Raw genomic sequence first — 14,374 nt, 5'->3', positions numbered from 1 at the left:
CATGCATTCAGGCAGCTCATCCGCACCCGCTTTCCACCCGCACCGCATCCGCAACGCCACCCGTGCCACCATGGCGCAGTTCTTCGTCAACGGGGCCACCTTTGCCACCTGGGGCATCCTGATTCCCTCGGTGAAGGATCGCTTCGCCCTGTCGGATGCGGTGCTGTCGCTGGCCATGCTGGCGGTGGCCGGCGGTGCCCTGCTGACCATGGGCCAGTCCGGCAAGTGGATCGCGCGCGTGGGCAGCGCGCGCGCCCTGCGCCAGGCCGGAATGCTCTACGCGGCCACGCTGCTGCTGATCCCGCTGGCCCCGCAGTTCTGGATGCTGGTGGCGCTGCTGCTGGTGTTCGGCAGCGCCATGGCCGCCTTCGACGTGGCCATGTCGGTCCAGGCCGCGCTGGTGGAAGGCGGCCGCAGCCGGCCCATCATGTCGACCCTGCATGCCATGTTCAGCATCGGCGGCATCGCCGGCTCGGCGCTGGGTGCCCTGCCCGGCCTGTCGCCCCTGGCGCATGCCGCGCTGGTGGCGGCGGTGACGTTGTCGGTGGCCTTGTCCATCGGTCCCTTCGCCTTGCCCGACGATGTCCATGATGAAACCGCGAGCACGCCCGGTGCTGACAAATCCGCCCGGCGCATGGTCCTGGTGCTGGGCGTGATCTCCTTCCTGGCACTCATGTGCGAAGGCGGCATGTATGACTGGGCCGCCGTGTACATGCGCGACATCGCCCAGTCGCCCGCCGCCTGGGTCAGCTACAGCTACGCCGCGTTTTCTACCGGCATGGCGGCCGGGCGACTGACGGGCGACCGCATCCGTGCACGCATCGGCGGCCTGCGTACGCTGCTCTGGAGCGGGGTGGCGGGGGCTGCCGGCATCGCGCTGGCGGCAGCCTTGCCGACACCGCTGGCGACCATGGCCGGCCTGCTGCTGGCCGGGCTGGGCATCGCCAACCTGATGCCGATCTTCTTCCTGGCTGCTGCGCGCGTACCGGGCATGCCGGCTGCCGAGAGCATCGCCGCCGTGGCGCGCTTCGCCTACGTCGGCATGCTGCTGGGGCCGGTGTGCATCGGGGGCGTGGCCGAGCACCTGAGGCTGCGGGTGAGCTTCGTGGGGGTAACGCTGGTGATGATGGTGGTGGCGCTGTTCGGGCCACGGGCGGTCAAACGCTTCATCTGACGACGGCGAGGGCAAGCGAAATCGGCTACAGTGGCGCGCACCCCTGAAGCCTTCTTCATTTCGCCCCCAAACCACCCATGCCAGCGCCTGCCCGCCCTGCTCCCCTGCTGATCCTCGCCACCACCGGCACCACCGGCGACATGCTGCCCTTCCTCTCGCTCGGTCTCGGCCTGCAAGCGCGGGGACATCGGGTACTGATGGTGGTGCCGCGTTTTCATGCGGCCTTGTTCGAGCAAGCGGGACTGTCCTGCCATCCCCTTGGCAGCGTGGAAGAATTCCAGGCCGTGCTGGCCAATCCGGACCTGTGGGATGAGCGCCGGGGCTGGCAGGTGATCTGCCGGGCCGCCGCGCCCTACATCGATTGCCTGCACCAGCTGGTGGCTCAATTGCCTGCCGAGGAAGAGTGCGTCATCCTCAGCCATCCCTTGCTGGTCCCGGCGGCTGACATTGCGCGCAGCCTGCGCCCCGGACTGCGCATCGTCGCCACCTATCTCGCCCCCTCCAACCTGTGCAGCAGCCATGACCTGCTGGCCATGGGATCGCTGCCCGTCCCCGGCTGGCTGCCGCTGCCCTGGCGCAAGACCCTGTGGTCACTGGCACACCGCTGGATGATCGATCCGCCCGCCCTGCCCGCGCTCAATGCCGTGCGGGCCAGGCTGGGATTGCCGCCGGTGGCGCATTTCTTTGCGCACGTGATGCAGGCACCGGATGCATCGCTGGGATTGTTCCCGGACTGGTTCGGCGCGGTCCAGCCGGATTGGCCGCAGCCTTTCCTGAGCGGACAATTTCCGCCACCTTCACCGCCTTCGCCATCGGACTGGACACCGGCCCTGCGGCAGTTTCTCGACGCTGGTCCGGCACCCATCGTCTTTACGCCAGGCTCCGGCCACCAGCATGCCGCGCAGTTCTTCGCCAGCGCTGTACGGACTGCACAGGCCCTGGGCCGCCGCGCGCTCCTGGTGACCCGGCATCGCGAACAACTGCCGGCGGTCTTGCCCGAGGGCGTGCTGTGGCAGTCCTATGTGAGCTTCGATGCGCTGCTGCCGGAGGTGGCCGCCATCGTCCATCACGGCGGTATCGGCACCACCGCCGCTGCCTTGCGGGCGGGCGTACCGCAGCTGGTGGTGCCGTTTGCCTACGATCAGTTCGACAATGCCTGTCGGGTCAGACGGCTGGGGGTGGGCGAGATCATTCCGGCCAAACGCCTTTCCGCATCACGCCTGCAAGCAGCGCTGGCGCGTCTGCTGGCAGCGCCTGACGTGGCGCAACGCTGCCACGCCATTGCCCGCTCGATGCAGGCCAGCGAACATCCGGAAGGATGGGCTGAGCTGGCGGAACAGGCGCTGCTGCCGGGGCGCTGATTCAGCTTTGTTCCCGGGCCTGCGCCTGCTCCATCAACAACTCCAGAAACGCCGCAGGCGCCGCATCCAGCACCAGCACGCCATTGCGGGCGGCGGCCTTGTGCGTGACCACCAGCTCCCAGCACAGCTCCACCCCGCGCAGCTTGACGCTGGCCAGCTTGCCACGCCGTGCATGCACCAGATCGCGCGGCAACAGCGCCACTCCCAGTCCATGCCCAACCAGGTCAAGCAAGGTCACCAGATCACTGACCTCGAAGGCCACGCGACGCCGCAAGCCTGCTTCCGCAAAGCCGCGATCCACCAATGCACGCGTACCCAGCCCGGTTTCGAAATCGACGAAGCCCTCGCCGGCCAGTTGTTCCAGTGTCACCGAACGCGCCTTGGACAGCCGATGGCTGGGATGGCAGGCCAGCACCAGTTCGTCGCAGGCGATGATGTGTTGCTGCAGACCCTCCCCGCTCTCCTCGATGGGCAGGATGGCCAGGTCCAGCTGGCGGGCATCGATCTTTTCGTTCAGTTCGCCTGCCGCGCCCTGGCACAGCCGCACCTCCACCGCCGGATGGCGACGGTGGAAACGCGCCAGCAGCGCCGGCAGATCGACGAAGGAGGGCAGGCTCTGCACCGTGCCGATGGACAGCCGGCCGCGCCGCATCGCATTGACGTCGGCCACGTTGGTGGCCCCCTGTTCCAGCGCCGCCAGTGAACGGCGGGCACTCTCCAGGAAAGCCTCGCCAGCCGCCGTCAGCTCCACCCGGCGCGTGGTGCGCACGAATAGCGCTGCCGCCAGTTCTTCTTCCAGCAGGCGGATCGAGGACGACAGCGCCGATTGCACCACATGGCAGCGCGTGGCCGCCCGGGTAAAACTTTTTTCTTCTGCCAGCGCGATGAATTGGCGCAGTTGCCTCAGTTCCATGGGTTCGTGTTGGTTGGTGATGCTGTTGGATTGATCGATGCCATGAATGAATCATGCCGTCTGCATCGATTCTACTGACAAGTCCGCGCCAGCACGGCTGTGGAAAAAAGTCTGCGCCGCTCCTCGAAAAATCGCCATTCCCGGATGCCGATGCGGCAGCCGTCTTCCAGCCCGGCTAAAATAGTCGCCCGAACGACCGCTGCGCACCGCGCGGCACCCACCGAACAGACAAGCATGAGAAAAGTGAAGCTGCGCAACGCCGCAGAAATCGCCCAGGCCCGCGTGGCCGGGCAACTGGCGGCCGAAGTGCTGCATATCGTGGCCGAGCACGTCAAGGCCGGTGTCACCACCGACGAACTGGACCGCATCTGCCATGACCACATCGTCAAGGTGCAACAGGCCACCCCGGCCAACATCGGCTACCACGGCTTCCCCAAGACCATCTGCAGTTCCGTCAACGACGTGATCTGCCACGGCATCCCCGGCGGCCAGGTACTCAAGGATGGCGACATCATCAACATCGACGTCGCCGTCATCAAGGATGGCTGGTACGGCGACTGCAGCCGCATGTACTTCGTCGGCTCCCCCAACGCCACCGCGCGCAAGCTGGTCAACACCACCTACGAGGCCATGTGCGCGGGCATCCGCGCAGTGCGCCCGGGCGCGACCCTGGGCGATGTCGGCCACGCGATCCAGACCGTGGCCCAGCGCGACGGCTTCTCGGTGGTGCGTGAATATTGCGGCCACGGCATCGGCACCATCTACCACGACGAACCGCAGGTGCTGCACTACGGCCAGCGCAACAGCGGCCTGCCGCTCAAGGAAGGCATGATCTTCACCATCGAACCGATGCTCAACGCCGGCAAGCGCCACACGCGCCAGCTCGACGACGGCTGGACCGTGCTGACCGCTGACGGCTCGCTGTCGGCCCAGTGGGAACACATGGTGGTGGTCACCGCCAAGGGCTATGAAATCCTCACGCCCTGGCCGGAAGGCTGCGGCGACTATCCCTCCATCGCCACCCGCAACTGACCTGCCTGCGCATCAATCCGGTGGCGGGTCTCAGCCCGCCACCACCTCGATGGGAAAGTCCGAGAACAGGTCCAGCTGATCCTGTTCCGGCGTCCCGCCCACCACGATCCCCGAAAACACTTCCAGCGTGCTGTAGAAGGCCGGACGAAAACGGCCCAGCTTGCTCTGGTCGATCACCACGTAGCACTCCGCCGCGCTGGCGATGGCCGCCTGCTTGATCGGCACTTCGTGGAAGTTGGAACAGCTCACGCCGCGCCGCGCATCCACCCCGCCCGCCGACAGAAAGGCCTTGTTCACCCCCAGCCGCTTGAGATAGGCCACGCCCTCTTCGGACGCAAACGAGGCCGATGACGGGTGATACAGCCCGCCCAGCAGGATCACCTGCGTATTGGGACGCTGGCTGACGATGTTGGCAATGTTCAGGGAATAACAAATCACGCTCAGGCCGATATCAACCGGCAAAGCCTCCGCCAGATGCGTCATGGTGGTGCCGCAGTCGATGAAAATGCTGTCCCCCTCCTGCACCCGCTGCGCCGCGCGCTGGCAGGCCAGGCGCTTGCGCTGGGCGTGCTGGTCGGCTTCGCGGTCGATCGAATAGCGGTTCTCGCCAGCACCGGGGCTGCTTTCCAGCACGTGGCCGCCGAGGCAGATCAGCGGTGAATCGTCGGCGGCCAGGTCGCGCCGCACCGTCATCACCGTCACTCCCAGCACTTCGGCAATGCGCGCCAGCGGCGTCGGGCCCTGCTCGCGGATCATGTCCTGCATGCGCGACAGGCGCTGGGCGCGCGCGCGTTCGCCCAGCGTGGGTTGAGGGACCGGCTTTCCGGTCGACGTCGGGGTCATCGATGCCATGAGGCGTTTTCCTGATCGGGAAATGTTGCAGATAAAAAAAGGTTGCGCCTTAAAAGTTATGGATGTAACGTTACAGCCATTAAATGTTATTTGCAAAACATTTAGCGCGTTGGGCCACATTGTAGCGAGGCCGGCGGACGGCGTCGATGCATGCAAGAGCCAAGCCTGACCCAGCGCAAGCAGCACATGGAAGAGACCTGCCCGTCGGCACCAGCCTACGGTAATTAACTAAAAGTTACGCAGCCATGAACATGACCAGCAAGACCCCTTCCCTGCGCCGTGCGCAGGGCGAGGCCGACATCGTGCGCGAGGATAGCGCGCCCGCCGGCCATCCGCGCAACAGCGTGCAGCCCTATGACGCTGCCGCCTTCGAACACTTGCGCATCAACCTGAGCGCCGCCGAAAAGCGCGTCGCCACCTTGAAGGGCCGCCGCTCGGTCAAGAAGGATGCGCAGGCCGCCTGGCTGCTCAAGGCCATCACCTGCATCGATCTCACCACGCTGTCCGGCGACGATACCCCGCAACGCGTGCGCCGCCTGTGCGCCAAGGCCGCCAATCCGGTGCGCGCCGATCTGCTGGAGGCGCTGGGCATGCAGGCACGCGGGCTGACCACGGGCGCGGTGTGCGTCTATCACCGCTTCGTGAAGACGGCGGTGGAAGCGCTGGAAGGAAAGCATATTCCGGTGGCGGCGGTGTCGACGGGATTTCCGGCAGGTCTCAATCCGCACGCATTGAAGCTCAAGGAAATCGAAGCCTCGGTGCGCGATGGTGCCGCCGAAATCGACATCGTCATTACTCGCGAACACGTGCTCACCGGCAACTGGGAAGCGCTCTACCGCGAGATGCGCGACTTCCGCCAGGCCTGTGGCGACGCCCACGTCAAGGCCATCCTTGCGACCGGCGAATTGAAGACCCTGCGCAACGTCGCCAAGGCCTCGATGGTCTGCATGATGGCGGGCGCTGATTTCATCAAGACCTCCACCGGCAAGGAGAGCGTCAACGCCACCCCGCTGGTCTCGCTGGTGATGCTGCGCATGATCCGCCAGTATCAGGAGATGACCGGCATCCAGGTCGGCTACAAGCCCGCAGGGGGAGTCGCCACGGCCAAGGACGTCCTCGAATACCAGGTGCTGATGAAGGAAGAACTGGGTGACGACTGGCTGCAACCCGATCTGTTCCGCGTGGGAGCCTCCAGCCTGCTGGCCGATATCGAACGCCAGCTGGAACACCACGTCACCGGCCGTTACTCCGCCTTCAACCGGCATGCCATCGGCTAAGCCACCCTGCACGGACAAGCACAATGAGCGTTTCCACCTATTTCGACACCATGGATTACGGCCCCGCCCCCGAGAGTGACAAGGATGCCCGCGCCTGGCTGGCCAGCCACGAGGCCTCGTTCGGCCACTTCATCGCGGGACGTTTCACCCAGCCCGGCGGCCAGCTGGAAGATCTGGATCCGGCCAGCGGCAAGCGGCTGGCGCACCTCACCCAAGGCTCGGCGGCGGATGTGGATGCCGCCGTCAACGCCGCCCAGGCCGCGCTGGCCGGCTGGCAGGCGCTGGGCGGCCATGGCCGTGCGCGTCACCTGTATGCGCTGGCGCGCGCGGTGCAACGCCACGCCCGCCTGCTGGCGGTGCTGGAGACCATGGACAACGGCAAGCCGCTGCGCGAATCGCGCGATGTGGACGTGCCGCTGGTGGCACGCCACTTCTATCACTACGCCGGCTGGGCGCAACTGCAGGAAAGCGAATTCCCGGATCATGTTCCGGTGGGCGTGGTCGGCCAGATCGTGCCGTGGAATTTCCCGCTGCTGATGCTGGCCTGGAAGATCGCCCCGGCGCTGGCGCTGGGCAATACGGTGGTCCTGAAACCCGCCGAAGACACCTCGCTGACGGCCCTGCTCTTTGCCGAACTGGCACAGCAGGCCGGGCTGCCAGCGGGCGTGCTCAACATCGTCACCGGCGATGGCAGCACGGGCGCGGCCATCGTCGCGCATCCCGGCATCCAGAAAATCGCCTTCACCGGCTCCACCGAAGTGGGCCGCCTGATCCGCGCACAGACCGCCGGCAGCGGCAAGTCGCTGACGCTGGAGCTGGGCGGCAAGTCGCCCTTCATCGTCTTCGATGATGCCGATATCGATGCCGCCATTGAAGGCGTGGTCGATGCGATCTGGTTCAACCAAGGGCAGGTCTGCTGTGCCGGTAGCAGGTTGCTGGTGCAGGAAGGCATTCACGATCTCTTCATCGCGCGGCTCAAAAAGCGCATGGAAAAACTCAAGGTCGGCGCACCGCTGGACAAGTGCAGCGACATGGGCGCGCTGATCTCCCCGGTGCAGCTCGAACGCGTGCGCCGCCTGGTCGAGCAGGGTGTGCGTGAAGGTGCGCAGTGCCATCAGGTGGCGCTCGATGTGCCGCCCGGCGGCTGCTTCTATCCGCCCACGTTGCTGACCGGCGTGCATCCCGCTGCCACCGTGGCCACCGAGGAAATCTTTGGCCCGGTGCTGGTGGCGATGAGTTTCCGCACGCCCGACGAAGCCGTGCAACTGGCCAACAACAGCCGTTACGGACTGGCCGCCAGCGTCTGGAGCGAGACCATCGGCCTGGCCCTGGGCGTGGCCCCGCAGCTGAAAGCGGGCGTGGTGTGGATCAACAGCACCAACCAGTTTGATGCGGCCGTCGGTTTTGGTGGCGTGCGCGAATCCGGCTATGGCCGCGAAGGAGGACGCGAAGGCTGCTACGAATACCTCAAACCGCGCCATCGCCTGAACCGCGCGCAACGCAATACTGCATCGGCCACGCCGGCCGGCACGCGCAAGGACTCTCCGCTGCAAGGCGGCCTGGTCGACCGCACCGCCAAGCTCTACATCGGCGGCAAGCAGGTCCGTCCGGATGGCGAAGTCTCCATGGCTTACCACGCGGCCAGTGGAGAACGTCTGGAAGACGTGGGCCTGGGCAACCGCAAGGATATCCGCAATGCTGTCGCCGCTGCCGTCAAGGCCGGTGGCTGGAGCAGCGCGACTGCCCATCGCCGCGCCCAGGGGCTGTATTACATCGCGGAAAATCTGTCAGCGCGCGCCGATGAATTCGCGCGCCGCATTGCCCTCACCACCGGGGTCTCCGCCGAGGCCGCGCGGGCCGAAGTGGACGCCGCGATCAAGCGCCTCTTCAGCTATGGCGCCTGGGCCGACAAGTACGACGGCGCCGTGCACCAGCCCCCCCTGCGTGGCGTGGCCCTGGCCATGCCGGAAGCCATCGGCGTGGTCGGCGTGGTCTGTCCGGAAGAACAGCCGCTGCTGTCCTTCATCAGCCTGGTGGCGCCCTTGATCGCCATGGGCAATCGCGTGGTGGCCGTGCCGAGCCAGCAGGCAGCGCTTGTCGCGACCGACCTCTATCAGGTACTCGATACTTCGGACCTGCCCGGCGGTGTCATCAACATCGTCACCGGCAAGAGCGCCGAACTGCTCACCGTACTGGCCGAGCATGACGAGGTCGATGCCCTGTGGGTACGTGGACCGGCCGAGTTCTCGGCGACGGCCGAGCGGCTGTCCGTCGGCAATCTCAAGCGCTGCTTCGTGGATCACGGCGAGGTCACCGACTGGCACGATGCTGCGCAAGCTGAAGGCAGCGAATATCTGCGCCAGGCCACGCACGTCAAGAACATCTGGATTCCTTATGGCGAATGAAAACCTTGTGCTTCAGCGCAATACGGTTTTCCTGACGAAGTCCTGACGATATGCTGACTAATAAACCGAAAGAAATGAAATCTTGAAATATTAGTTTTTTACGGTGAACAATCAAGCTGAACAAGGACTCCCAAGCAACAAGATTTAGATTTATTCTATAAGCATACTTATAAAATCCACAGGAGACGACATGCTTAAAAATCTGCATCCTTTATTGAACGCCGATGTGCTCTACGCCTTGCGCGCGATGGGACACGGTGACGAACTGGTCTTGTGCGACGCCAATTTCCCGGCCGACTCGGTGGCCCGCCAGACGGTGCTGGGCAAGGTGCTGCGCATCGATGGCGTGGGCACCACCGAAGCTGCGCGCGCCATCCTCTCGGTGCTGCCGCTGGACAATGCCGTGGAGCAGCCGGTGCGGCGCATGGAGATCATGGGCGAACCCGCCACCATCCCGCCGGTACAGCAGGAACTGCAACAGGAAGTCAACCAGGCTGAAGGCCGCGAACGTCCGCTCGGGTCCATCGAGCGCTTCGCCTTCTACGAAGCGGCCAAGAAAGCGTATTGCGTGATCGCCACCGGCGAGCGCCGCTTCTACGGCTGCTTCCTGCTCAAAAAAGGTGTGTTGCCACCGGAGGCGTGAGCATGACTTCCCTCTCGCACAAGACCGGCGTGGCCGTGCTGGGCATCTACGTGGCCGACCTCGCTTTCCGCGCACCGGGCATGCCCGGCCTGGGCCAGACCATCGCCGGCACCGGCTTCGCCATGGGGCCCGGCGGCAAGGGCTCCAACCAGGCCGTGGCCGCTGCGCGCGTCGGTGCGCCGGTGCGCTTCATCTCGGCCATCGGCAAGGATTCCTTCGGGGACATCGCGCTTTCGCTGTGGCGTCAGGAAACCATCGCCCCGCACGTGCGCGTGATCGAGGATGCTCCCACCGGGGCGGCCTTCATCTACGTCAACGATGCCAGCGGCGACAATGCCATCATCGTGGTACCAGGTGCCGCCTCGCAACTGTCCACCCAGGATGTGGAACGCGAACACCAGGCCATCGAAGCGGCGAGTGTCTTCGTCACCCAGCTGGAGCAGCCGCCCGAGGCTGCGCTCACCGGCCTGCAGATCGCCCGGGCGGCAGGCACCACCACCGTCTTCAACCCGGCCCCGGCACTGGACTTCCCGCCGCAGATCTATGGCCTGTGCGATTTCATCACCCCCAATGAGCATGAAGCGGCCCTGCTGACCGGTATCGAAATCCACACCGTCGACGATGCCCGCCGCGCTGCCGACGTGCTGCTGGAACGCGGCGTGGGCTGCGCCCTCATCACGCTGGGCGCGCAGGGTGCCTTGCTGCACAGCCGCTCGCAATCGCTGCATCTGCCGGCCCTGTGCGCAGGCACCGTGGTGGAGACCGCCGGTGCGGGCGACGCCTTCAACGGCGCCTTCGCCGCCGGACTGGCCGAAGGCATGAGCGCAGAACAGGCCGCGCGGCTGGCCACGGCGGTGGCGGCCATTTCGGTCACCCGCCCCGGCACCGCCCCGTCCATGCCCAGCCGCCAGGAAGCGCTGGCTCTGCTGCAGGCCAACGCCGGTGCGCTGGCGCAGGCGCAATGACATTCCCCCGCAAGGTGAACCGACCATGAAACTGAAGATCTCCGACCCGCAACTGCTGTTCCTGCTGGTCATCAACCTGGCCATCCTGCTGGTGGCCACCGTGTTCTCGCGCGGCGACTTCCTGGACCTCTACAACTTCCAGTCCATGGCCAGCCAGCTGCCTGAACTGGGCCTGCTGGCCATCGGCGTGGCGCTGGCGATGATCTCGGGCAATGGCGGCATCGATCTTTCCGGCATCGGCCTGGCCAATCTGGCCGGCGTCGTGGCCGCAGCCACCATGCCGCTGCTGGTGGCCGCGCCCGATGCGGCACCGTGGACCTACACGCTGGGCTTCATCGCGGTGGCACTGGTCACCGGACTGGTGGGCGGTGCACTCAACGGCTGGCTGATTTCGCGCGGCAATCTGACGCCGATTCTCTGCACGCTGGGCACGCAGATGATCTTCACCGGACTGGCCGTGGTGCTGACCAATGGCTCCAGCCTGCGCATCAGCGTGGTCGATCCGATCTCGGCCATCGGCAATGAATCGGTGCTGGGCGTGCCCATCCCCTTCATCATCTTCGTCGCGCTGCTGCTGGGCGTGGGCTGGCTGATGCGCTACAGCCTGTTCGGCATCAAGCTCTACCTGCTGGGCACCAATGCGCGCGCAGCACGTTACGCGGGCATCTCGCAGAATCGCCTGCGCTTTGCCACCTACACCTTGAGCGGCGTGCTGGCTTCGGTGGCCGGCGTCATCATCGCCGCACGCACTGCCAGCGTGAAGGCCGACTATGGCAACTCCTACCTGCTCATCGCCATCCTGATCGCGGTGATGGCCGGCATCCGTCCGCAAGGCGGCTACGGGCGCATGGTCTGCCTGTTCTTCTCGGCGCTGGCGCTGCAGCTGCTGTCCTCGACCTTCAACCTGCTGGAGATTTCCAACTTCTTCCGCGACTGCGCCTGGGGCTTGCTGCTGCTGTGCTTCCTGGCCTCGGCGCGGGTCAGCTGGCGTGATTTTTTCCCGAATTCAAAGGCGCAATTGCGCAAGTCTTGAACAGCACCCCGCCTGTCAAGATCCATCCACATAGTGGGGAAACTGGAGACATGATGAACAAGAAATCGGCTTGCGTACTGGGTTCGGCTCTGGCAGCCATCGGCTTTGCCAGCGCGCTGCAGGCGCAGAACAAACCCATCGATATCGTCACCGTGGTCAAGATCACCGGCATCAGCTGGTTCAACCGCATGGAAGTGGGCGTCAAGGAATTCGCTGCCGCCAATCCCGGCGTGACCACGCGCCAGATCGGCCCGGCCCAATCGGATGCAGCCCAGCAGCAACGCCTGGTGGAAGACCTGGTGGCCAAGAAGGTCGATGCCATCGCCGTGGTGTCGATGGATCCACCGACCCTGGAGCCGGTCTTGAAGCGCGCCCTGGATCGCGGCATCAAGGTGGTCACCCATGAAGCCGACAACCAGAAGAACACCCTGGTCGATATCGAAGCCTTCGACAACACCGCCTATGGCGCACGCCTGAATGACCGCCTGGCCGCCTGCATGGGCGAGACCGGCAAGTGGTCGTCGCTGGTCGGTTCGCTGGGCAGCCAGTCGCAGGTGCAGTGGGCTGATGGCGGCGCCTCCAATGCCGCCAAGAAGTATCCCAAGATGACCCTGGTGGATGCCAAGAACGAATCGGCCAACGATGCCGAGAAGGCCTACGCCAAGGCCAAGGAAATCCTGCGCAAGCATCCTGACATCAAGGGCTTCCAGGGTTCGTCGTCGCTCGACGTGCTGGGTATCGGCCGCGCCGTGGAAGAAGCCGGCCTGCAGGGCAAGGTCTGTGTCTATGGCACCGGCCTGCCGAGCGAAGCGGCCAAGTTCCTGGAGTCGGGTGCCGTGGGTGGCATCGCCTTCTGGGATCCGAAGGATGCCGGCCTGGCCATGAACAAGGCCGCCATGATGCTGGTGCAGGGCAAGAAAATCACCGACGGCATGGACCTGGGCATTCCCGGCTACAACAAGGTCAGCGTCAAGAAGGGTCCGGGCGTGGGCGTGATCGTCACCGGCCAGGCCTGGGTCGAAGTGGACAAGAAGAACTACAAGCAGTACGCGTTCTGATCGCGGCCTGATCAGACCCACCGGACATCCGCCGCGCGCCCGCATCATCATCCCGGCCACGGCGGATGTCCTTCGTCATCGCGTTGGACTATGAGCACTCAAGACACTTCCCGCCCCGACGGCGCGCCTGCCCAGGAATTCCTGCGGCTGCAGGGTATCCACAAGCGCTTTGCCGGGGTGCATGCCCTGCGCGGCATCGATCTCACCATCCACGCCGGCGAGATCTATCACCTGCTGGGCGAGAACGGCTGCGGCAAGAGCACCATGATCAAGATCATCGCCGGGGCCCAGCCGCCCAGCGAAGGAGAAATCTTCATCCAGGGCGAACGCGTGGCCGAACTCACGCCGCTGGCCTCGCTGTCGCTGGGCATCGAGACGGTGTATCAGGATCTCTCGCTGCTGCCCAACATGAGCGTGGCCGAGAACGTTGCCCTGAGCGCCCAGCTGGTGCGCCATCAGGGGCGGCTGGCACGCCTGTTCGATCGCGGCGCCCTCAACGACACGGCGGCGCGCGCCCTGCGCGCGGTCAATCTGCCGGCCACGGCGGCGTTTCTCGATACGCGCGTGGACGAGCTGCCCATCGCCACCCGCCAGTTGATCGCCATCGCCCGCGCGATTGCCACCAGTGCGCGCATGGTGATCATGGATGAACCGACTACCTCGCTCACCCAGAAGGAAGTCGATGCGCTGGTCAAGGTCATCAACGGCCTGCGCGCCAATGGCGTGGCGGTGCTGTTCGTGAGCCACAAGCTCGATGAATGCTTTGCCATCGGCGGCCAGGCCATCGTTTTCCGCGATGGAGAAAAAGTCGCGCAAGGACCGATCCAGACCTTCACCAAGGCCCAGCTGGGCCAGCTGATGACCGGCAAACAGTTGAGCGAGGAGCGCTATCGCGTCGACGCCCAATTGCAGAAGACCCGCCTGGAAGTCACGGCCCTCACGCGCCGCGCCGCCTTTGAGGATGTCAGCTTCACGTTGCATGAAGGCGAGATCCTGGGCATCACCGGCCTGCTTGATTCGGGCCGCAATGAACTGGCCTTGGCGCTGGCCGGGGTCGAACCGGCGCATGGCGGACAGATCGTGCTGGACGGACAGCACCTGTCGCTGCGCGCGCCCGGCGATGCGATCACGCATGGCATCGGCTACGTACCCGAGGATCGCATCAGCGAAGGCCTGTTCCTCGACAAATCGATTCGCGACAACATCATCACCACCATCCTGCGCAAGATGCGCGGCAAGTTCGGTGCACTCGATGCGGCGGCCTGCCAGCGCTTCTCGGTGGACACGGTCAGGCAATTGCAGATCGCCACCCCGGACGTGGATCGTCCGGTGCAGTCGCTCTCCGGCGGCAACCAGCAGCGCGTGCTGATCGGCCGCTGGCTGGCCATCAATCCGCGCGTGCTGATCCTGCACGGGCCGACGGTGGGCGTGGATGTGGGTTCCAAGGACATCATCTACCGCATCATCCAGGACCTGGCAAAACAGGGCATGGGCGTCATCCTGATCAGCGACGACCTGCCCGAGCTGCTGCAGAACTGCGACAACCTGCTGCTGATGAAGCGCGGACGCATCGTGCGCCGCTTCGAGGTGGAGGGCTTGTCCGAGAGCGACCTCGCGCACGACCTGGTCTCCGAACAAAGCCACGAACATTGAGAACCGAG

12 protein-coding genes are annotated in these 14,374 nt (G+C 65.2%); 10 read left to right on the top strand and 2 right to left on the bottom strand.

Going from position 1 to position 14,374, the window contains the following annotated elements:
* Position 1 precedes the first annotated feature (1 nt).
* Positions 2–1,174, top strand: a complete 1,173-nt coding sequence (locus tag E2K99_RS04780; protein ID WP_134221505.1) for an MFS transporter — start codon at positions 2–4, stop codon at positions 1,172–1,174.
* A 77-nt stretch (positions 1,175–1,251) separates the two neighbouring features.
* Complete coding sequence (locus tag E2K99_RS04775) at positions 1,252–2,535, top strand: glycosyltransferase (RefSeq protein WP_134221504.1); 1,284 nt, start codon at positions 1,252–1,254, stop codon at positions 2,533–2,535.
* Position 2,536: 1 nt separating this feature from the next.
* On the opposite strand, the gene E2K99_RS04770 is transcribed toward E2K99_RS04775, so the two are convergent.
* Positions 2,537–3,448 (bottom strand): LysR substrate-binding domain-containing protein, encoded by a 912-nt coding sequence (locus tag E2K99_RS04770; RefSeq protein ID WP_134221503.1) that lies wholly within the window; start codon positions 3,446–3,448, stop codon positions 2,537–2,539.
* Between the two features lie 234 nt (positions 3,449–3,682).
* On the opposite strand from E2K99_RS04770, the gene map reads away from it, so the two are divergent.
* A complete protein-coding gene (gene map, locus E2K99_RS04765) occupies positions 3,683–4,480 on the top strand; it encodes a type I methionyl aminopeptidase (protein WP_034336051.1) in 798 nt (265 codons plus the stop codon).
* A 30-nt stretch (positions 4,481–4,510) separates the two neighbouring features.
* Here the strand turns inward: map and E2K99_RS04760 are convergent, their stop codons facing one another.
* Complete coding sequence (locus E2K99_RS04760) at positions 4,511–5,332, bottom strand: DeoR/GlpR family DNA-binding transcription regulator (protein ID WP_034336049.1); 822 nt, start codon at positions 5,330–5,332, stop codon at positions 4,511–4,513.
* A 245-nt stretch (positions 5,333–5,577) separates the two neighbouring features.
* On the opposite strand from E2K99_RS04760, the gene deoC reads away from it, so the two are divergent.
* The 7 genes from deoC (at position 5,578) to E2K99_RS04725 (ending at position 14,366) form a co-directional block, all read left to right on the top strand.
* Positions 5,578–6,609 carry a deoxyribose-phosphate aldolase gene (gene deoC / locus E2K99_RS04755; RefSeq protein WP_134221502.1) on the top strand — a complete coding sequence of 344 codons (1,032 nt, stop codon included), beginning with the start codon at positions 5,578–5,580 and terminating at the stop codon, positions 6,607–6,609.
* Between the two features lie 23 nt (positions 6,610–6,632).
* Positions 6,633–9,014, top strand: a complete 2,382-nt coding sequence (locus E2K99_RS04750) for an aldehyde dehydrogenase family protein (RefSeq protein ID WP_134221501.1) — start codon at positions 6,633–6,635, stop codon at positions 9,012–9,014.
* Between the two features lie 190 nt (positions 9,015–9,204).
* Positions 9,205–9,657, top strand: a complete 453-nt coding sequence (locus tag E2K99_RS04745; RefSeq protein WP_039789135.1) for an RbsD/FucU family protein — start codon at positions 9,205–9,207, stop codon at positions 9,655–9,657.
* Positions 9,658–9,659: 2 nt separating this feature from the next.
* Positions 9,660–10,622, top strand: coding sequence for a ribokinase (rbsK, locus tag E2K99_RS04740; protein WP_134221500.1), 963 nt, complete (start codon positions 9,660–9,662; stop codon positions 10,620–10,622).
* 25 nt (positions 10,623–10,647) lie between these two features.
* A complete protein-coding gene (locus E2K99_RS04735; RefSeq protein ID WP_134221499.1) occupies positions 10,648–11,655 on the top strand; it encodes an ABC transporter permease in 1,008 nt (335 codons plus the stop codon).
* 50 nt (positions 11,656–11,705) lie between these two features.
* The gene (locus tag E2K99_RS04730; RefSeq protein ID WP_034331985.1) at positions 11,706–12,713 is read left to right on the top strand and encodes a substrate-binding domain-containing protein; all 1,008 of its coding nucleotides are present in this window, start codon (positions 11,706–11,708) and stop codon (positions 12,711–12,713) included.
* A gap of 90 nt (positions 12,714–12,803) precedes the next feature.
* A complete protein-coding gene (locus tag E2K99_RS04725; RefSeq protein ID WP_205703754.1) occupies positions 12,804–14,366 on the top strand; it encodes a sugar ABC transporter ATP-binding protein in 1,563 nt (520 codons plus the stop codon).
* The last annotated feature ends 8 nt before the right edge of the window (positions 14,367–14,374 follow it).

This window comes from Herbaspirillum huttiense (genome assembly GCF_004367745.1).
In the GTDB taxonomy this organism is placed as follows: domain Bacteria; phylum Pseudomonadota; class Gammaproteobacteria; order Burkholderiales; family Burkholderiaceae_D; genus Herbaspirillum; species Herbaspirillum huttiense.
The sequence above is the reverse complement of the archived record's forward strand: the minus strand, read 5'-3'. Positions and strand labels throughout refer to the sequence as shown.

Bases quoted from the DNA above. Each gene is read 5' to 3' on its own strand.
- E2K99_RS04770 (WP_134221503.1), bottom strand. From the start codon at position 3,448: ATGGAACTGAGGCAACTGCGCCAATTCATCGCGCTGGCAGAAGAAAAA.
- E2K99_RS04750 (WP_134221501.1), top strand. From the start codon at position 6,633: ATGAGCGTTTCCACCTATTTCGACACCATGGATTACGGCCCCGCCCCC.
- E2K99_RS04725 (WP_205703754.1), top strand. From the start codon at position 12,804: ATGAGCACTCAAGACACTTCCCGCCCCGACGGCGCGCCTGCCCAGGAA.
- deoC (WP_134221502.1), top strand. From the start codon at position 5,578: ATGAACATGACCAGCAAGACCCCTTCCCTGCGCCGTGCGCAGGGCGAG.
- rbsK (WP_134221500.1), top strand. From the start codon at position 9,660: ATGACTTCCCTCTCGCACAAGACCGGCGTGGCCGTGCTGGGCATCTAC.
- E2K99_RS04730 (WP_034331985.1), top strand. From the start codon at position 11,706: ATGATGAACAAGAAATCGGCTTGCGTACTGGGTTCGGCTCTGGCAGCC.
- map (WP_034336051.1), top strand. From the start codon at position 3,683: ATGAGAAAAGTGAAGCTGCGCAACGCCGCAGAAATCGCCCAGGCCCGC.
- E2K99_RS04780 (WP_134221505.1), top strand. From the start codon at position 2: ATGCATTCAGGCAGCTCATCCGCACCCGCTTTCCACCCGCACCGCATC.
- E2K99_RS04745 (WP_039789135.1), top strand. From the start codon at position 9,205: ATGCTTAAAAATCTGCATCCTTTATTGAACGCCGATGTGCTCTACGCC.
- E2K99_RS04735 (WP_134221499.1), top strand. From the start codon at position 10,648: ATGAAACTGAAGATCTCCGACCCGCAACTGCTGTTCCTGCTGGTCATC.
- E2K99_RS04760 (WP_034336049.1), bottom strand. From the start codon at position 5,332: ATGGCATCGATGACCCCGACGTCGACCGGAAAGCCGGTCCCTCAACCC.
- E2K99_RS04775 (WP_134221504.1), top strand. From the start codon at position 1,252: ATGCCAGCGCCTGCCCGCCCTGCTCCCCTGCTGATCCTCGCCACCACC.